This is a genomic window from Dyadobacter jiangsuensis (assembly GCF_003014695.1).
Taxonomy (GTDB): domain Bacteria; phylum Bacteroidota; class Bacteroidia; order Cytophagales; family Spirosomataceae; genus Dyadobacter; species Dyadobacter jiangsuensis.
Map to the genome: position 1 here is coordinate 44391 of NZ_PYAS01000001.1, position 17981 is coordinate 62371.

Genomic DNA, 17981 nt, shown 5'->3' on the forward strand with positions numbered 1-17981 from the left:
AATGAGTGATTGATTGGACTAGTGATCGGAAATTAACAAGCTTGATGTCAGTGCGTGGCGAAGTCATTGTATTCTTGAATACAAAACTATTGAATTTTTGTATACAAAAATAAAATTTGCTGTTTTTTGTTTTTGGGCCGCTAAAACCACGGTAAATGTTTGAATATGCACTGTTTTAATTGGCTTCGACCGCGTTTATGGTTGTTTGTTGCCTGATTTTGTATGGAAGATGTAGGTAGTAGCGATGGTTTTAAATGGCGTTTGTAACCAGTATGTTCGGATTTGCACCTAAATATTGTATACAAAAACTCGTGATCTATGCTTCGTGGAGATGGAAGTAGGTATTTGTGAGAGTATCCACCAGACCAATGACCTGCCCCCCAAAAGAGGGATACCCTGGCAAACGCGAATTGATTCACTTTGCGACGCTAGGGAAAACCTCCACAAATCATATGAAAAAAATAGTTCTACTTGTCGTTCTGCTTTTCCTGTTTCTAACCGGTTGGTCGCAATGTCCGGTTCCTACTAATAATAATGCTATCAGGTTTAACACACAGGCCGAAATTGCTGCTTTTAAAGCGAATTATCCCAGTTGCACGGCAATACCAGGTGTTCTTGATATTACCGGGTCTGACATTACAGATCTTTCGGGCCTTTCTCAAATTACCAGCGTGGGGAGAGGACTGATCATCAGGGGCACGAGTATTACAAACCTGAGGGGACTCGATAACATTATCAGTGCAGGAGGCGGGCTGCAAATATCAGGAAATGGATCCCTGACTTCGTTGGCAGGGCTTGGCAATATCGCCGATCTGTGGCTTAGATTACAAGATAACAATGCACTGGCCAGCCTTACCGGGATGGAGCATTTCACCACTATCAATTCACTAAGCTTAGACGCCAACCTCGCGCTTACCAGCCTGACTGCACTTAGTAACCTGACGACAGTCACTGGCGTAATCGACATTGGAGTAACAACTCCTGTTACCAGTCTGGCCGGACTTGAAAATCTTACCCATGTAGGCCAAATTTGGTTACAAAACCTGTATGCCCTAACTGATATCAGTGCACTTGGTAACTTAACAACTGTCGATGATTGGTTCTATATTTATAATTGTGCATTGGTAACCGACCTTAGTGGTTTGTCAAAGCTGGAAAAGGTCGGAGATTTCATTCTGTTTGGTAATCCGTCCCTGGTTTCTTTAAAGGGGCTAACAAGCTTGAAAGAAATAACGAACACGGTGACCATTGTTAATAACGGAATGCTGAGTGAATGCGCAATAAAGGCGGTATGTGATTTTATTAGTATGCCTGATACCCCGGCAAAAATTGAAAACAACCTGGGAGATTGCCTTAGCCTGGATGCAGTTCTGGACGCATGCGTCGCACTGCCTGTTACATTGATAAACTTTAAGGCTGATGAGGAAGCCGGGCAGGCACATTTATATTGGGAAACAACCGAAGAAATCAACAGCGGATATTTTGAGATTCAGAGGAGTTCCGACGCTCAAAACTGGCACATTTTAGGGTCGATGCCGGCAAAGGGGAATAGCAGGCAGCTTAACAAATACACGTTCACGGACAAATATCCTGTTCCATCCACCAGTTATTACAGACTTCGGTCGGTCGATCTGGATGGATCTTACAGCCTTAGCTCAATAGCTTCGGTTGCAATGACGGAACAAAATCAGACGCTGATATACCCTGTTCCGGCAGCAGCCGGTGTCTGGATAGAGGGGGGCGGACTCAACAAAAAAGTTGAGCTGATCAACCTTCGGGGCGACATTATGAAGAAGTGGAAAATAACTTCTGACCGCGATTATCTGGAGATGGGTTCCCTGCGCCAGGGGCTTTATTTAATCCGGGTCGAGGGTGGGGCGGCACAGCGGATAATCAAACAATAAATAACTGAAAGTAAGCATCGTCGGAGCGCTTGCCAGTCCTTTTTCGAGAGGACTACTCTGGCTGTTATTGTACTGCCTGCCATGACGCCTGAAAAGACTTATGATTTTATAAACTGCCTCTTTCTGCACAGCAATCTGTGGCGCTATTTCGACAAACAATTCGTAATTAATCGTACGATCCGAGGGTCGACTATTTGCTACTTTTCCGGGTATAAAATTTACCAATAGTGCGAATGACGTTTGATTCGTCATTCCCTTAATCTTTACCTGGATTTTAATGAAGAACCTTTTTACATTCTTTTTCGTGCTTTTGCTGTCTGCGCTCCATGCGAGCGGCCAATATATTACCATCTGGAAAACGGACAATATTGGTGAAAGTGCTAACAATCAGATCATCATCCCGGCAACCGGCACCAATTACAGTGTGGCCTGGGAGGAAGTGGGTAATCCCGCGAACAACGGTGCGACAACGGCATCAGGTCACTATACGCTCACTTTTCCTGCACCGGGAATTTACCAGGTAAGTATTTCACCAGGCGGCGGTACGTTCACACAAATTAACTTTGGCGGTGAAAGCGATAGATTCAAACTGATTGAGTTAAAACAATGGGGCGATATCGAATGGGAAAGCATGGAAACCGCATATTTATTCTGTAACAAGATGATAATTACGGCAACTGACATCCCGAATCTGCAAAATGTTACCTCAATGGTGAACACCTTTAGCAATTGCAGCGCTATTACAACAATTCCAGGAATTAACAGCTGGGACGTGAGCTCGGTAACCAATATGCAGGGGTTGTTTTCCTATACGAGAATGAATGAACCTCTTGAAAATTGGAACGTCGGCAATGTCACGAATATGAACGGGATGTTCTCAAACTCCGATTTTAATCAACCTATTGGAAACTGGGACGTCAGCAAAGTAACAGATATGTCCAATATGTTCTTAGGAGCACGCAATTTCAATCAGCCAATTGGTTCATGGAATGTGAGCAGTGTGACTGCAATGCAAGGTATGTTCTCAGAGGCACCATATTTTAATCAGGCATTGGATAACTGGGAGGTAGGACAGGTTACCGACATGCAACATATGTTTAACGGAGCAGCCGCGTTCAATGGCGCTATCGGTAGCTGGGATGTGGGCAATGTTACGAACATGAGCAGAATGTTCTCCGCCGCAGTTGCGTTCAATCAGCCGATTGGCTCCTGGAACGTCGGCAAAGTGACTGATATGTCCTTCATGTTCAGAGGGACCGCAGTTTTTAATCAATCCTTGGAAAGCTGGGATGTCAGCAACGTAACGGCTATGCCCAATATGTTCTATCAGGCGACTTCGTTTAACCAGCCTGTCGACACTTGGAATGTAAGTAATGTCACCGATATGTTTCTGATGTTTGCATTTGCCAATAGTTTCAACCAACCGGTTAATAATTGGGACGTTAGCAAGGTTACGAACATGGTTTACATGTTTGCCATGGCACCGAATTTTAATCAGCCACTTAATAAATGGACATTGGCGTCTACACCGGGGATGATATCCATGTTGTTGGGTACCAAAATGGATTGCGTAAATATGGGACTCACGTTGCAAGGGTGGGCAGCCAATGTTGCTACGCCCGACAGCATTTTTTTTGGCGCGGAAGGCATCAACTATGGTGTTCAGGCTGCGGCAGCTTTGGAGACTTTAACAAATTCTAAAGGCTGGACGGTTGCGATTGGTGACGACGTCGAGTGCGAAGCGTTGGAAGTTTCACTCATCCATTTTAATGCGAAAAATGTCGGCGAGGCGGTCAGACTTGACTGGGCTACTGCTTCGGAAACGGACAACGATTATTTCGAAGTGGAACGTTCGGCAGACGTCAGGACCTGGACGGCAATTGGCCGGATCAAAGGGGCGGGAACCGTAAGCACCACGCAGAATTACGCTTTGACCGACTCAGATCCCCTCGAAGGTGTTTCGTATTACCGCTTGAAAATCGTTGACTTCAAAGGAAAAGCCGATTATTCAATGATCAAACCTATCAATTTACAACCCGGCCTGACCATGAACATTTATCCCAATCCGGCTATCAGCTCGGTGACCATCTCGGGGAAAGCGAAAGGATATTTCAAAATATTCAATAGTTCCGGGCGGCAGGTAATGCGAATGAGAATCAATGCTGAGAAAACTACTATTCCGATCAGTGGCCTGCCGGTGGGAACGTACATTATTGTGTCTGATAATGGTTTGAATTCCAAATTTGTGAAGAATTAGACGTGAGTGACTAATCAGTCCACGACTTGCGAATCGCTCTTTCTAATGCTCTTAAAAAGCAGGTCCGTTAAAAAACTTACAACAAACGCACGATCATCCCCGGTTGTATTGTCGGTAAGTCTTGGCAGGTAGCTGCAAAAAAACTGCTGGTAATGAGCAGTCTCGATCAGTGTGCTGCTTAGTGACCTCGGATAAGGGTAAGCGGGGTTGTATTCAGTGATGACCTGAGCGATTGTGGCACAAAGATCCTTGTAGGGTTTAAAGACCTCTGATTTGTTGATTTCCCCAACCTCCTTGACCAGGTATACCTTGCTGCTTTCACTGATAATGATTTGGTTCAGGAATTTTACATTATAATTCAATGCTCCCGCGCTCTGAGGCAATTCCTGCGTGAGCAGCTCGATAATTACATGCAGTTTTTGCCCAGGGGCCGCGACGTTCTGCAATTTGAACATTACGAGGAATTCCATATAGCTCCAATACCAGTTCAGGATGTAGAGCAACAGCCGGTGTTTGTTTTCGAAATAGCGGTAAACGGTTGCTTCGGTAGTGTTCACCTGCAATGCCAACTTCTTAAATGTAAAGTGCTCGAAGCCAAGCTCGTAAATGAGTTCAATGGCCGCCTTAATGAGCTGTTTGCCCACCTCGCTGCTCTCCGGGTCTTTTAAGTAGACCTTCTCATTCAAATGAAAACTAACATGAAATTCCATACAACCATCGATTATTGCACTAAAATAGTAAAATGTCTGTCATGGACAGTAAATATATCGGAATAAAAATTTCACTTTATTGCAAGGTAGTAATACTATTATTGATGTAAGCATAGTTATATTTGCGGTGAAACCCAATTAAGAACTATGAAAAAGGTAAACCCCTTCAAGCGATTATGGGATTTGATATTGCTTGACCGGTCGGACATCATAGCGGTGTACTTCTACGCAATGCTAAGCGGCCTGGTCAATTTAAGTCTTCCCCTGGGCATTCAGGCAATCATCGGGTTCGTGTTAGGAGCCTCCATGGTGACCTCCATTTACGTATTGATAACCCTAGTGGTGACCGGCGTGGTGGTTGTAGGGCTCATGCAAATCAATCAGATGAGGATCATTGAAAAGATCCAGCAGAAAATTTTCACCCGCTACGCCTTCGAGTTCGCCGATAAAATACCGCGCTTCGACCTGCTCAAAACCGACAAGTTTTATCTCCCCGAGAAAGTCAACCGTTTTTTTGACGTTCTCAATGTTCAAAAAGGTTTGTCCAAGCTTCTGCTCGATGTCCCTGCGGCAAGTATACAGATCGTCTTCGGCCTCATGCTGCTGGCGCTTTATCACTCCTTCTTCATCGTATTCGGTCTTACGCTCATCGTCGTCCTTACCATTATTTTCCGTCTGACCGGTACGAAGGGCCTCGACACCAGCCTCGAAGAGAGCGTCCATAAATATAAAACCGTGGCATGGCTGCAAGAAATGGCGCGGGTTATCAACCCGTTCAAGCTCAGCTACGACACGAATTTCAACCTCACCCGCACGGACGTCCACGTAAACAAATACCTTAACAGCCGCACGGAACACTTTTCGGTGTTGCTGCTGCAATACAAAACGCTCGTGTTCACGAAGGTGGCCATCACCACCGCCATGCTTGCCGGAGGTGCATTCCTTTTGCTGCGCCAGCAGCTGAATATCGGTGAGTTCATTGCGGCTGAAATCGTGGTGCTTGCGGTGATCAATGCGGTAGAGAAGCTGATCGTGAACCTCGATACTGTTTACGATGTGGTGACCGGCCTCGAAAAGCTGGCGTCCGTGACGGAAAACCTTTCGGAGAAAGACGGTACACTTTCTATCGATTCGGCCGGCAAGGGTGTGGCTGTTGAGTTGCAGAACTTCTCGTTTTCGTTTCCCGATAACCGGAATGTGTTTTCCGGGATCAATTTGCAGATTCCGGCCGGCAGCCTGGTGGGTGTTTCTACAATGGGGCGCCTCGGTAAATCAACTTTCCTGAAAATCCTCGCGGGGCATTACCAGGACTTCTCCGGTTCCCTGCTGTTCAACAAAGTGCCGCTTTGCAATTACAGGCTCGCAGCGCTTCGGATGAAGATGGGCTTGTACCTGAACCAGCGGGAGGTTTTTACCGGTACGGTTTGGGACAACATCATCGACGGCAGAAGCCACATTACCTCCGAGGAAATCATCGACCTCGCCGAACAAAGCGGGCTCTCGGGCTTCCTCGACCAACTCCCGCAAGGGTTTCAAACGCAGGTGGCGCCGCATGGCAAAAACCTTCCCGGACATTATATTAAACGCATTTCACTACTGAGGGCGTTGCTCAACAAGCCCCGGCTGCTGCTGCTTGAAGACCCATGGGAGGGGCTGGCAGGGCATGAAATGCAGAAACTTACCCAATACCTGACGAGCAGGCCCAACGACGCGACGGTCATCGTGGCTGGCGGCGACCCCGCTTTCCTGAAAGCATGCGATTACCAGATTTTGCTCAGTAACGGCACAGCAACTCTAACCGAGAACATCGAAAATGGATCAGGCGAACTATAAAATCCCTCTTAAATCGTTCGACACGATTTACATGCGCGATCACGAAAGCAAGGTCCGCTACTGGTTCTACGGAATCATGCTAATCCTGGTGCTCGGGCTTTTTCTGCCCTGGACGCAAAATATCAAGGCGCGCGGGTCGATCACGACACTTTACCAGGAGCAGCGCCCCCAGGATATCGTTTCTCCGATCCCGGGGCGTATTGCCAGGTGGTATGTGAAGGAGGGTGACTTTGTGCAGAAAGGCGATACGATCGCGCAGATTTCGGAGATCAAGGAAGATTATCTCGACCCTAACCTCGTGGGCCGTACGCAGCAGCAGCTCGATGCGAAAAAGGGCTCTGTCCGGTACTACAAAGGCAAGGCAGCCACGGCCGCCTCGCAGATACAGGCACTGGAAGCATCCAAAAAACTGAAAATCCAGCAGCTCAAAAATAAACTCGGCCAACTCGACAGCAAACTCGCGGGTGAACAGGCGGAGCTGGAAGCGGTGAATAATGAGTATAACCTGGCGAAAGACCAGTACGAACGTCAGGAAAAAATGCAGCAGGAAGGGCTTGTGTCCAAAACCCAGCTGCAACAGCGCAATACTGCGTTTCGGAATGCGATGGCCAAGCGTGTGACGGCCGAAAACAAGGTAGCGCAGACCAAACAGGAAATTCTGATCACGCAGATCGAGCAGAATGGGGTGGAGCAGGAGTATGCCGAAAAGATCAGCAAAGCCGAGGGCGACCGGCTGCAAAGCCTGAGCAACATCGCTTCGGGCGAAGGCGAAATGGCGAAACTGGAAAACCAGGTGACCAACTATACGATCCGTAATGGGATGTACATTATCACCGCCCCGCAGGACGGGCAGATCGTACAGGCTAACAAGGCCGGTATCGGCGAAATCCTCAAAGACGGCGAGCGCATTACGGTGATCGTGCCCACGCGCACGCAGTACGCGGTGGAAATGTTCGTCCGCCCGGTGGACTTGCCCCTGATCAGCGTCGGACAAAAAGTGCGATTCATGTTCGATGGCTTCCCGGCAATCATTTTCAGCGGTTGGCCGGAAAATAGCTACGGTACCTTTGGGGGTAAAGTGGTTGCTTATGAGCATACGATCAGCACCAACGGGCTTTTCAGGGTACTGGTGGCCGAAGATACTACCGACCGCCCATGGCCGCAGCAGCTGAAACTCGGTACCGGGGCGCAGGCCATTGCATTGCTGAAAGATGTGCCGGTATGGTACGAGCTCTGGCGTAATATCAACGGCTTCCCACCCGACTATTACATGCTGAAAGAGCCGGCTGCAAAAAGTAAAGAAAAATGAAGCGGCAGCCTATGAGAACGATCGTAATTCAGCTGGCCTTGCTGGTGGCAACGGCGCTTTTCGGTTCGGCATCGGCCCAGGATTCGACCCGCACGCTAAGCGGCGCGCAGGTGCTGGAGTTGGTGCGCAAGTACCACCCGGTGGCCCGGCAGGCGCGCATTCATGTGGATAAGGCCCAGGCCGACCTGCTCGTAGCCCGAGGCGGCTTCGACCCTGTGCTGGGCGCCTATCTCGCCCGGAAGCGGTTCGGCGGAGTGGAATATTACGACCGCGCGTCGCCCGAAATCGTGATCCCCACCTGGTACGGTATCGAAGTGTACAGCGGCATCGATAACTACACCGGCGAGCGCCTCGACCCGACCATGTCCAAAGGGCAATCGTCGTTCATCGGCGCGAGCATCCCGCTGGGGAAAGACCTGCTGATGGACAAGCGGCGTGCATATTTAAAGCAGGCCCGAATTTTCACTTCCATGGCCGAAACGGAACAGCGGCTTTACATCAACGATTTGCTGATGGATGCCATGGAAGCCTACTGGGGCTGGGTGAGCAGTTATAACCTCTACCAGGTAATGCGGACGGCCGTAGCCATCAATGTGGAAAGGATGGAGTTCGTGCGGAAGGCATTCGAAAACGGCGAGCGCGCGGCCATCGATACCGTGGAGGCGTTGTCGCAGCTGCAAAGTTTCCAATACCAGGAGACGCAGTACCGCATGCAGTTCCGGAACGCCGGTCTGGCGCTTTCCAGCTTCCTGTGGACCGAAACCGGGGCTCCCTACAATCTCCCCGAAACCATTTCGCCACCTGCTGCCTGGGACGACCCGCATATGCTGAAAGACATGGAGCTGGACTTGAATGCCTTGCTGACGATCGTGGAAAATTCACACCCTGCTTTGCGTGTGTACGACTACAAGCTGCGTGCGCTGGATGTGGAAAAGAAACTGAAATTCCAGGAATTGCTGCCGAAGGCCGACTTTCGCTATAATCACCTGAGCAAAGGTTACAATGCGTTTTCGGGTATTTCTGAATCGGCGTTCCTGGGGAACAATTACCAATATGGTTTCAAATTCGAAATACCGCTGCGGCTGTCTGCCGGGCGGGGCGAGTACCGGAAAGCCGGCCTGAAAATCATGGAAACCCGCCTGGACCAGGCCCAAAAGCAGCTCGACTTGCAATTAAAAATAAGGCAGTACCACAATGAATATGCAATACTGAAAGAGCAGATCGGCCTGCAAACGATGAACTATGCCAACTATCAAAAGCTGCTGGAAGCCGAGCAAACGCGGTTGAACAATGGCGAAAGCTCGTTGTTTCTCGTCAACAGCCGCGAAAACAAAGTGCTCGAAGCGCAACAAAAACTGATAGAACTGAAAGCCAAGTTTTTCAAAACGGCGTACGCGGTGCAATGGACGGCGGGCCTGCTTAACTAGAAATAGCGAAGTGTGAAATTATGCCGTGCACCGCTTCCTGGGTACTGGAAGTTTTGCCTATTTCAAATACCGCGCAGCCGGCGCCGTTACTTCGGGTATCGGCTGCGCCCGCCCTTCGTAACTTTCAGGGAGTGTTTCGTTGCCGGCTTTATACGCGGGCAGCAGCGGGTAGGGATACACAGGGCGCTGGAAACGTATACTTTTTTTCGAATCGCCACCTTCATAGGCAGTACCAATGAGCTGCTGCGGGGTAACACCTTTTTCTTTCCATTCCATCAATGCCCCGAGCATGTCACCGCCGTCGTTGAGGCCGGGGCCGCCGCTGCAATGACCCATACCCGGGATTAGGTAAAACCGGAAGAAGTCCTGAGTCTGGGGGATGCCGCCCTGGATGCCGATCACGCGCTCGTAGTAGCTTAGCGCGTCTTGGTAGGGCACAAGCGGATCGGCGGTGCCAGTGTACATCAGTAATTTGGACCCCTTGCTTTTGAATGCAGAAAGGTCGGTGCTGTTGGCATTCAGGACGGGGCCAAGCAGGGCGTCGAGCCGGTCCTGGTCCCGATCGAAATCGAAAGTTTTATAGTCGAAATCTTTGCCGAAGGCCCATTTGTATTGGTAAAACAATGCATTGGGCGCCAGTGCAGGGTTTTGCTGCATATCGATGCCTGCGGCCACATTTTCACTTCCTACGGGTATAGGTGTGTAAATCCGTTCTCCTGTGGTTGGGTTGACCGGGCCTTGCCGGATTTTTTTCAATGCGGCCAGCTGGGACTTGGTGAGACAGGTGCTGTCGTCGGTGCCGTCAGGGCAGATAGGAAGCGTTTCGGGGTCAAAAAGGCAGGCGGCGGGGTTGGTCAGGAAATTGTCTCCGGGCGCGCCGCCGTCCTTGCCTGCACATGCGCGCAGCACAGCGCGCGTGACGAGGTCGAGTTTTTGTTTGGATAATGTGCTGCCAGGCGCGTCATTGGTGGCGCGGAGTATCCACACGAAGCCGGTATGTAAATGCGTGCGGTTGTTGGCCGGGGCACCCGCGAGGATGCCGTCGTAATCGTCGGGGTACCGTTGCGATTCCATCAATGCTTGCTGGCCGCCGGTGGAGCAGCCCGAAAAATAGGCCATTCGGGCGGGCTTGTGGTAATACGCTGCGGTAATGGCCTTGCCGGCTACGGTCATTTCGTGCGTTGCGCGATGCCCGAAATCGATCCACTTTTCAGGGTGGCCCGTATGTTCGTTGGCGCCGGGCGACGTGCCCATGTCGGTATTAGCCGTGGCAAAACCTTTTCGCAGGCCCATAGCCAGGGAGCCGTAATTGATATATCCGGCCCCTCCGCCCGTTCCGGTGCCGAGAAATCGCTCGTTCCAGCCCGCTTCAGGCAGCCACAATTCAATGCGGATATGCGAGTCGGGAGAAGGTTTCAATACGGCGGCGACGCGGCAGAATGCCGGGAGGTCGGTGAGTGGCTGCGCGTTGCCAGGCGGCGAGAATGTACCGGCAGGCACGCATTCGGCGACGGTGATGGTCGCCTGCGGAATGCGTGCCTTCGCGAGCTGCGCACAAGGGCAGTCGGATTTCGGGGGGGACTGGGCGACGGATATGCCCCATTGCAGGCATAATGCAGCAGCTAAGGCGAATGCAGCGTGTTTTATCATTTACCAAAATTTGGTGGCCGATGGGATGGCCTATGCATTAAAAGGCTCTTAACGCACTAACTATACTTGCTGCAAATGCCGTTTTGGGGAATTACTATGGTGCCCCATCGCCGGAAACATGATCAAGAGAGCGAATCCCGGCAGGAGCTGGGGGAGGGAAATATTAGGCAATCATTTCTTGTAAATTAATATTTTGAGATATTCGGTTACAAAATAGTCGGACACAAATTTTAAAATAGCATGGCCAGCAGAAATGACCGCCAAATGATGGAGTTGATCCTTCATGTTGCCCGGAGCAATGCCCGGATTCGAGCGGTAATACAGGACGGATCGCGATCAAACCCCTCTGTATCCGGAGATATCTTTCAGGATTTCGATATCATTTACATCGTAAAAAGCGTACGCCCTTTTACCAGGGATCACCGTTGGGTGGATGTGTTTGGCGAACGCATGATTATGCAGATGCCCGAAGACATGGAACTGTATCCCCCCGACGAAAGTATGAAAGGGGGCTTTTCATACCTGCTGCAATTTTTGGATGGCAACCGCATTGATCTGACCTTGGTACCGGTGAAGCATTCCAAACGATTTACAGAAGACAGCCTGTGCAAGCTGCTGCTCGACAAGGACGGCCTGTTCGATGGTAGCCCTCTTCCCCCGGCCAGCGACCGTGATTACCTGGTCGAAGCGCCTACGGCCCGGTCTTTCGCCGATTGCTGTAACGAATTCTGGTACACCAATTCAGGTTTGGCAAAAGGATTATGGCGTAAGGAGATGATTTTGGTCAAAGAGTTATACCATAGAGTCATTCACGAGGCGCTTGTGCAAATGACTGAATGGTATATCGAAAGTCGCCACGGTGCGGTAAATGCGGGCAAGTTTGGCAAGTATTTCGAACGCTACCTGGAACCTGAAATCTATGCCCAATTTCTGGCCACTTATGTGTCGGCAGATTGGGAAAGTAACTGGCGCTGCGTGTATGCGACGATTGACCTGTTTAGAAAAATGGCCCTGGAAGTGGCTGAAAAGCATGGATACGAATATCGAATGGACGAGGATTTGAATGTTTCGGCATTTTTGAGGCATGTTGAGCAGTTGCCGGCAGGGGCGACCACGATATACTGAGGGGCAGATTAGCTTTGGGTTTAGCAAGCATGGTCAGGCTAATAGATGTAACTACGGGGAGTATCCGGTTTTAGTCTAGCGGGTGCCGCCTCCCAATGCACGGTAGAGCCTGATCACCGCCAGCCACTGCCGGTGCTGATCGTTTACAGCGTCGAGCTGTGCGGCCAGCAGGCTTTGTTCCGAGGTCAGTACGTCGGTGTAGTTGGTGGTGGAGCTGAACCTGAGCAGCTTTTTGTTGGCGTCGACGGCCTTTTCAAGCGATGCGAGTTGCCTTACGCGTATGTCGCGTTGCGTGCCCGCGGTTTCGTACGCATACAGCGCGTCCGAAACTTCGCGGCCCGCTGCCAGCATCGACTTTTCAAGCTCAATAGCCGCTTGTTCCTGCCGTGCCTGGGCGGTGGCGAGCCGGGCTTTGTTCGCTCCCCGGTTGAAGATCGGCTGCGTGAGGCCGGCGGCCACGTTTCCGAACAGCCCCAGCGATGTGAGCCAGTCCCGGAAATTGAAACTGGTAAACCCGCTGTTTGCCGTAATCATCAGTGCCGGATAAAAGAAGGTTTTAGCCACATTCGTGTTTTCAAAAGCTTCCCAAAGGGCGTATTCGGCTTGTTTGACATCCGGCCTGTTTTGCAAAAGCTGCGACGGAATGCCTGTTTCCAGGGGAATATCCAGCTTTTGCTGATCGAGCGTCGTCCGCATAACATTGCCGGAAGGCAGGGCAAGCAGCAGGTTCAAGGCATTTTCCGTCTCCCGAATTTGGTTTTTCACCGCCGGGATCGCGATTTCGGCGGCGTAGGCATTGGCTTCGCTCTGAGAAATGGCTGCGCCGTTGAGGATGTTCGCATCTTTCAGCATGGTCACTGCTTTGACGTCGGCAAAGCGGTTGTTCCTGGTTTTTTCAAGAATTGCCAGTTGTTGGTCCAGCACAAGCAATGTGTAATAATTTCCGGCAATGTCGGCGATCAGTTGCGTCTGGATGGCCTTTTGCGCTTGTTCCGTCCGCAGCAGGCCCGCCAGTGCACCGCGTTTGGCGCTGCGGAGTTTGCCCCAGATGTCGGCTTCCCAAGATGATCCCAGTCCCAGATCGTATTGCGTGGTGGAGCTGATGATGCCATAACCCTGCGGAAATGCCAGTTTGGATTGTTTTAGCGATAAAGTCCCGCTCAGATCAGGCAGGAAGGCCGATTTACTGAGTTGCAGAGATGCTTTTGCGGCCACGATATGCTGCATGGCAATGCGGAGATCGGGATTCCGTTCCAGGCCCTGGGCGATCAGTGCGGTTAGCGTGGTATCGGAAAAAAACTGTTTCCACGAAATACCTGCCATGCTGGTCGTGTCCTGGGAGATTTGTCCCCGGTAGAGGCCCTGTGTATTCAGTTCGGGCCGTTTGTAAGGTTTGGTCACCTGGCAGGAAGCTGCCAGGATCGTTAAAATGACCGCACCGATATATTTATTTTTCATGGATACATTAATAGATAAGTTGTTCTTCTTCCGCGGGTTTTCTGACGCTGCCGCTCACTTTTTCGTGCAGTGTCTGAAACAGCACGAAGAGCACGGGAATGATGAATACCCCAAAAAGCGTCCCGATCAGCATACCGCCGACCGCAGCCGTACCGATGGACCGGTTGCTCAATGCGCCTGCTCCCGTGGCAAGCATCAAAGGCAACAGCCCGAAAACGAATGCGAAAGAGGTCATCAGGATCGGTCTTAACCGGGTTACGGCACCTGCGACCGCCGAGCGAACGATGCTTTCGCCGCTGAGGCGGTGCATCAACGCAAACTCGACGATCAGGATCGCGTTTTTGGCTAACAGGCCAATGAGCATAATGAGGCTGATTTGCAGGAAGATATTGTTGTCGAGACCGAAAATTCGCGCGAAAAGGAAGGCTCCGGCCAATCCCACAGGCAGCGAAAGCAGCACCGAAAACGGCAGGATGTAGCTTTTGTACTGGGCACTGAGCAAGAAGTAAATGAATACCAGGCTGAGCAGGAAAATGAGCAGCGTCTGGTTGCCGCTTGAAATTTCTTCGAGGCTCAATCCCGAAAATTCATAGGCATAGCCCTGCGGTAATGTTTTCGCAGCCACCTCGCGGATGGCCCTGATCGCGTCGCCGGAGCTATAACCTGGTTTGGGAGCCCCATTCACTGCGGCGGCTGTAAACAGGTTGAACCGGTTGATAAACTCGGGGCCGTACACTTTTTTCAAAGTCACAAACTCGGAGATCGGCGCCATGGTACCGTGCTCATTGCGCACGAAAATCTTGTTGATCGCGTCCGTTCCCGAACGCTGCCCCGCCTCGGCCTGTATCATGACCTTGTACTGCTTGCCGAACCGGTTGAAATCCGAAGCGTAAATCCCGCCGAAATAGCCTTGCAATGTGCTCAATACGGCATTAACCGGGATGCCTGCTTCCATGCATTTGGCCACGTTTACCTGCACCTCGTACTGAGGGAAGTTGGTGTTATAGGATGTAGCCGCGTACAGCACCTCGGGGCGCTGGTTGAGCTCGCCCATAAATTGGCCGATCACGCGATCAAATGCCTGGTAACTGCCGCCGGTTTTGTCCTGCAACTGGAATTCGAAACCGTCGTTGTTTCCAAATCCCTGCAAGGTGGGAGCGGCGAAGAAGATGATACTGGCATCCCTGATGCCGGCTGTTTTGGCAAACAGGGTACCTACAATGCTCTTGATATCCTGTCCCTTCTGCGTTCGCTGGCTCCATGGTTTGAGGCGGATGAAAATGGCGGCATACGAGCTGCCGACCCCGCTCATCAGGTCCATTCCCGCCAGCCGAGATACCAGCTCGATTTCCGGGATCGTCCGGGCAATGCTGTCGATCTGGTTAGCGATGACCTCGGTCCGTTCCAGTGACGTGGCGGGGGCCAGAATGACGTTTCCATAGATCGAGCCGCTGTCTTCGTTGGGCACAAACCCGGTAGGTGTAGTACTGATCAGGAACCAAAGCAATGCGCTGAATGCGGCAATTCCCCCGACTGCGATCCACTTTTTATGGATCAGCAAGCGGACCGATCGCTTGTACCGCCCGGTCATAGCCTCGAAAGAGGCATTGAAACCGCGGTAAAAACGTGGCAGGAAACCATTGCCGGCCTGGTGCGCATCGCTGTGCGGTTTCAGGAGCAGGGCGCACAATGCCGGGCTGAGTGTGAGCGCATTGATGGCCGATATGACAATCGCCACGGCGAGTGTCAGCCCGAATTGCTTGTAGAATATCCCCACGGAGCCCGTTACGAATGTGACCGGCACAAATACGGCCGCCATAATGAGCGTAATGGAGACAATGGCCGTACTGATTTCACTCATGGCGTCGATCGTCGCCTTTTTGGCCGAGCGGTAACGGTGGTCAAGCTTAGCGTGCACGGCTTCTACCACTACAATGGCGTCATCTACCACGATCCCGATTGCGAGTACCAGCGCGAAGAGCGTCAGGAGATTGATCGTGAAACCGAATATTTTCAGGAAGAAAAACGTACCGATGATTGCGACAGGCACGGCAATGGCCGGGATGAGCGTTGAGCGGAAATCCTGTAAAAAGAGGAAAACGACGATGAAAACCAGCGCAAATGCTTCTGCCAATGTCCATATCAGCTTGGAAATCGATGCATCCAGAAACTCGTTGGCATTGGAGAATACGCTGTACCGTATACCTTCCGGGAAAGATTTTGAAGCTTCGCCCAGGATCCTTTCGCATTCCTGGATGATCTCATGCGCATTGGAGCCTGCCATTTGGGTAATGGCCACGTAGGGCGCCTGCCGCCCCTGCGCGGTGATGGTGCTCGCGTAGGTGTAAGAGCCCATTTCAAGGCTGGCGACGTCCTTCAAAGTAAGCAGCTGTCCGTTTCCGGTGGATCGAAGGATGATGTTTTCAAATTGCTCCGGCTTTTCCAGTCGTCCGGTATATTTGAGGGTATACTGGAAAACCTGATTGCTGTTTTCGCCCACTTTTCCTGGTGCGGCTTCGATGTTCTGCTCTGCAAGCGCACGGATAATGTCCTGGGGTACAAGGCCATATACGGCCATCACATCGGGTTTTAGCCAGACCCGCATGCTGTAATCCATGCTGCCGTATACCTGCGCGGAACCAATGCCGGGAATACGTTTGATCTGCGGCATGACATTGATTTTAAGGTAATTGTCCAGGAATTTCTGGTCGTACTTTCCGTCCTGGCTGTACAACAGGAAACTGAATACCTCGCTGTTGAGTCGCTTGCTTGTCGTGATTCCCACTTTGATTACTTCGGCGGGGAGCAGACTGGTAGCCTTCGTAATGCGGTTTTGCACATTGATCGCCGCCATATCGGGGTCGGTTCCCTGCTTGAAATTAATGGTGATGGTGGCGCTGCCGTCGTTGCTGGCTTTGGAAGTCATGTAGGTCATGTTCTCCACGCCGTTGAGTTCTTCTTCCAATGGCGTAATCACTGTTTTCATCACTACGGCGGCGCTCGCGCCCTGGTAGGTGGTATTCACCTCTACGGCCGGCGGCGCAATGTCGGGATATTGCGATATGGGCAGTGAAAACAGCCCCAGCAGGCCCAGGATGACGATCATAATCGATATAACTGTCGACAGGACCGGGTTTTCGATAAATTTATTCAACATGGTAAGTAATGTTTGTTTCCATCGGTCTGATCCGCATGCCGTCTTTAAGTGTAGGGAGTCCTTCCGTGACCACCTTCTCGCCACCTGTGAGTCCTTTGCCTACCACGTAACGGCCGTCGGGTGTTGTACTTTGTATTTGAATTTCAATGCTTTGTATTGTTCCGTCCTTTTTTACGGTATATACAAAAGTCTTTTCCTGTAATTCAAATGTCGCCTTTGCCGGTATTAGAATGGCTTCTTTCAGTTGGGTAGGAATGCGGACGAGCCCGCTGGCGCCGGTGCGGAGCAACCGCGCGGGGTTTTGGAACGACGCCCGGACGGGAATGGAACCGGTGCTGGTATTGATGAGCCCGCCCACCGATTCGATCTGGCCTTTCAGCGGATATTCCCGTTTATTGGCGAGGATCAGCTGCACCGGCGGAATGGATTTCAGCTTTGTACCGAGCTTCGAACCATCATGGTTATACGTAAAGTCGAGATACTGCTTTTCGTCCCAGGAGAAATAGGCGATCATTTCCCCGATGTCGGAGACGGTCGTTAGCGCCTGGGGCGATGTACTGCTCACCAGGCTTCCCGTTTTGTAGGGTATGAGTCCGATGACGCCGTCGACGGGGCTGGTAATGCGCGTATAACCCACATTGTTTTTCGCATTTGCCAGGCTGGCCCTGGTCTGGGCCAGCGCAGCTTCCCGTGCATGCAGTGTATATTCGGCTGATTTTAATTCATAGCTGCTGATAATGCCTTCTTTTTCAAGCGGTCGCGTTTTTTCGACCTGCATGCGGGCCAGGTTCACTTCCGCTTCGGCGCTCTTGATCGCCGCGGTAGCTGTTTTTACTTCCTGCTCGTATTGCGGGGCATGAATGGAGAACAACAGCTGCCCTTTACGGACGACGGCACCCTCTTCGATGTATATTTTATCAATGAAACCATCGACTTTCGGCCGTATTTCGATGTTTTGCCTGCCTTCCAGCCGGGCGGGGTAGTCGATATGCAACACCGCGCTTTCAGGGCGGATCGTGATAACCGGATACTCCTGTGGTTTTTCGGTTGCTACGGCCTGGGTGGGATTGGTATTGCAGGATGAGAGAATGATCGGCACGGCGATGAATATGGCCGTCCGGAACAGGATCTTCTTCATGGTATGATGTTAA

Annotated in this window: 11 protein-coding genes; 6 read left to right on the plus strand and 5 right to left on the minus strand. The window is 51.1% G+C overall.

The genetic code is table 11. The features are described from left to right. Nucleotides 1-452 precede the first annotated feature (452 nt). Nucleotides 453-1904, plus strand: coding sequence for a T9SS type A sorting domain-containing protein (locus CLV60_RS00180; protein WP_106593377.1), 1452 nt, complete (start codon nucleotides 453-455; stop codon nucleotides 1902-1904). Nucleotides 1905-2181: 277 nt separating this feature from the next. Further along, nucleotides 2182-4161 (plus strand): BspA family leucine-rich repeat surface protein, encoded by a 1980-nt coding sequence (locus tag CLV60_RS00185; protein ID WP_106593378.1) that lies wholly within the window; start codon nucleotides 2182-2184, stop codon nucleotides 4159-4161. 14 nt (nucleotides 4162-4175) lie between these two features. Here CLV60_RS00185 and CLV60_RS00190 read toward each other — a convergent pair whose 3' ends face one another. Continuing rightward, a complete protein-coding gene (locus CLV60_RS00190) occupies nucleotides 4176-4871 on the minus strand; it encodes a TetR/AcrR family transcriptional regulator (protein ID WP_106593379.1) in 696 nt (231 codons plus the stop codon). 147 nt (nucleotides 4872-5018) lie between these two features. Between CLV60_RS00190 and CLV60_RS00195 the strand changes: the two genes are divergently transcribed. From CLV60_RS00195 to CLV60_RS00205, 3 genes are read left to right on the plus strand one after another with little or no spacing between them, the layout of a single operon-like run. Beyond that, nucleotides 5019-6704 (plus strand): peptidase domain-containing ABC transporter, encoded by a 1686-nt coding sequence (locus CLV60_RS00195; RefSeq protein ID WP_106593380.1) that lies wholly within the window; start codon nucleotides 5019-5021, stop codon nucleotides 6702-6704. Beyond that, nucleotides 6685-8013, plus strand: coding sequence for an HlyD family secretion protein (locus CLV60_RS00200; RefSeq protein WP_106593381.1), 1329 nt, complete (start codon nucleotides 6685-6687; stop codon nucleotides 8011-8013). The genes CLV60_RS00195 and CLV60_RS00200 overlap by 20 nt, the downstream gene beginning before the upstream one ends. Before the next feature lie 11 nt (nucleotides 8014-8024). Continuing rightward, nucleotides 8025-9440 carry a TolC family protein gene (locus CLV60_RS00205; protein WP_229210753.1) on the plus strand — a complete coding sequence of 472 codons (1416 nt, stop codon included), beginning with the start codon at nucleotides 8025-8027 and terminating at the stop codon, nucleotides 9438-9440. A gap of 57 nt (nucleotides 9441-9497) precedes the next feature. Here the strand turns inward: CLV60_RS00205 and CLV60_RS00210 are convergent, their stop codons facing one another. Beyond that, a complete protein-coding gene (locus tag CLV60_RS00210) occupies nucleotides 9498-11090 on the minus strand; it encodes a tannase/feruloyl esterase family alpha/beta hydrolase (RefSeq protein WP_106593382.1) in 1593 nt (530 codons plus the stop codon). Between the two features lie 240 nt (nucleotides 11091-11330). Between CLV60_RS00210 and CLV60_RS00215 the strand changes: the two genes are divergently transcribed. Further along, the gene (locus CLV60_RS00215) at nucleotides 11331-12215 is read left to right on the plus strand and encodes an aminoglycoside 6-adenylyltransferase (protein ID WP_106593383.1); all 885 of its coding nucleotides are present in this window, start codon (nucleotides 11331-11333) and stop codon (nucleotides 12213-12215) included. Between the two features lie 75 nt (nucleotides 12216-12290). On the opposite strand, the gene CLV60_RS00220 is transcribed toward CLV60_RS00215, so the two are convergent. From CLV60_RS00220 to CLV60_RS00230, 3 genes are read right to left on the minus strand one after another with little or no spacing between them, the layout of a single operon-like run. Further along, the gene (locus tag CLV60_RS00220; RefSeq protein ID WP_106593384.1) at nucleotides 12291-13673 is read right to left on the minus strand and encodes a TolC family protein; all 1383 of its coding nucleotides are present in this window, start codon (nucleotides 13671-13673) and stop codon (nucleotides 12291-12293) included. 7 nt (nucleotides 13674-13680) lie between these two features. Then, nucleotides 13681-16830 carry an efflux RND transporter permease subunit gene (locus CLV60_RS00225; RefSeq protein WP_106593385.1) on the minus strand — a complete coding sequence of 1050 codons (3150 nt, stop codon included), beginning with the start codon at nucleotides 16828-16830 and terminating at the stop codon, nucleotides 13681-13683. Then, a complete protein-coding gene (locus CLV60_RS00230) occupies nucleotides 16820-17968 on the minus strand; it encodes an efflux RND transporter periplasmic adaptor subunit (RefSeq protein ID WP_106593386.1) in 1149 nt (382 codons plus the stop codon). The genes CLV60_RS00225 and CLV60_RS00230 overlap by 11 nt, the downstream gene beginning before the upstream one ends. Between the last annotated feature and the right edge of the window lie 13 nt (nucleotides 17969-17981).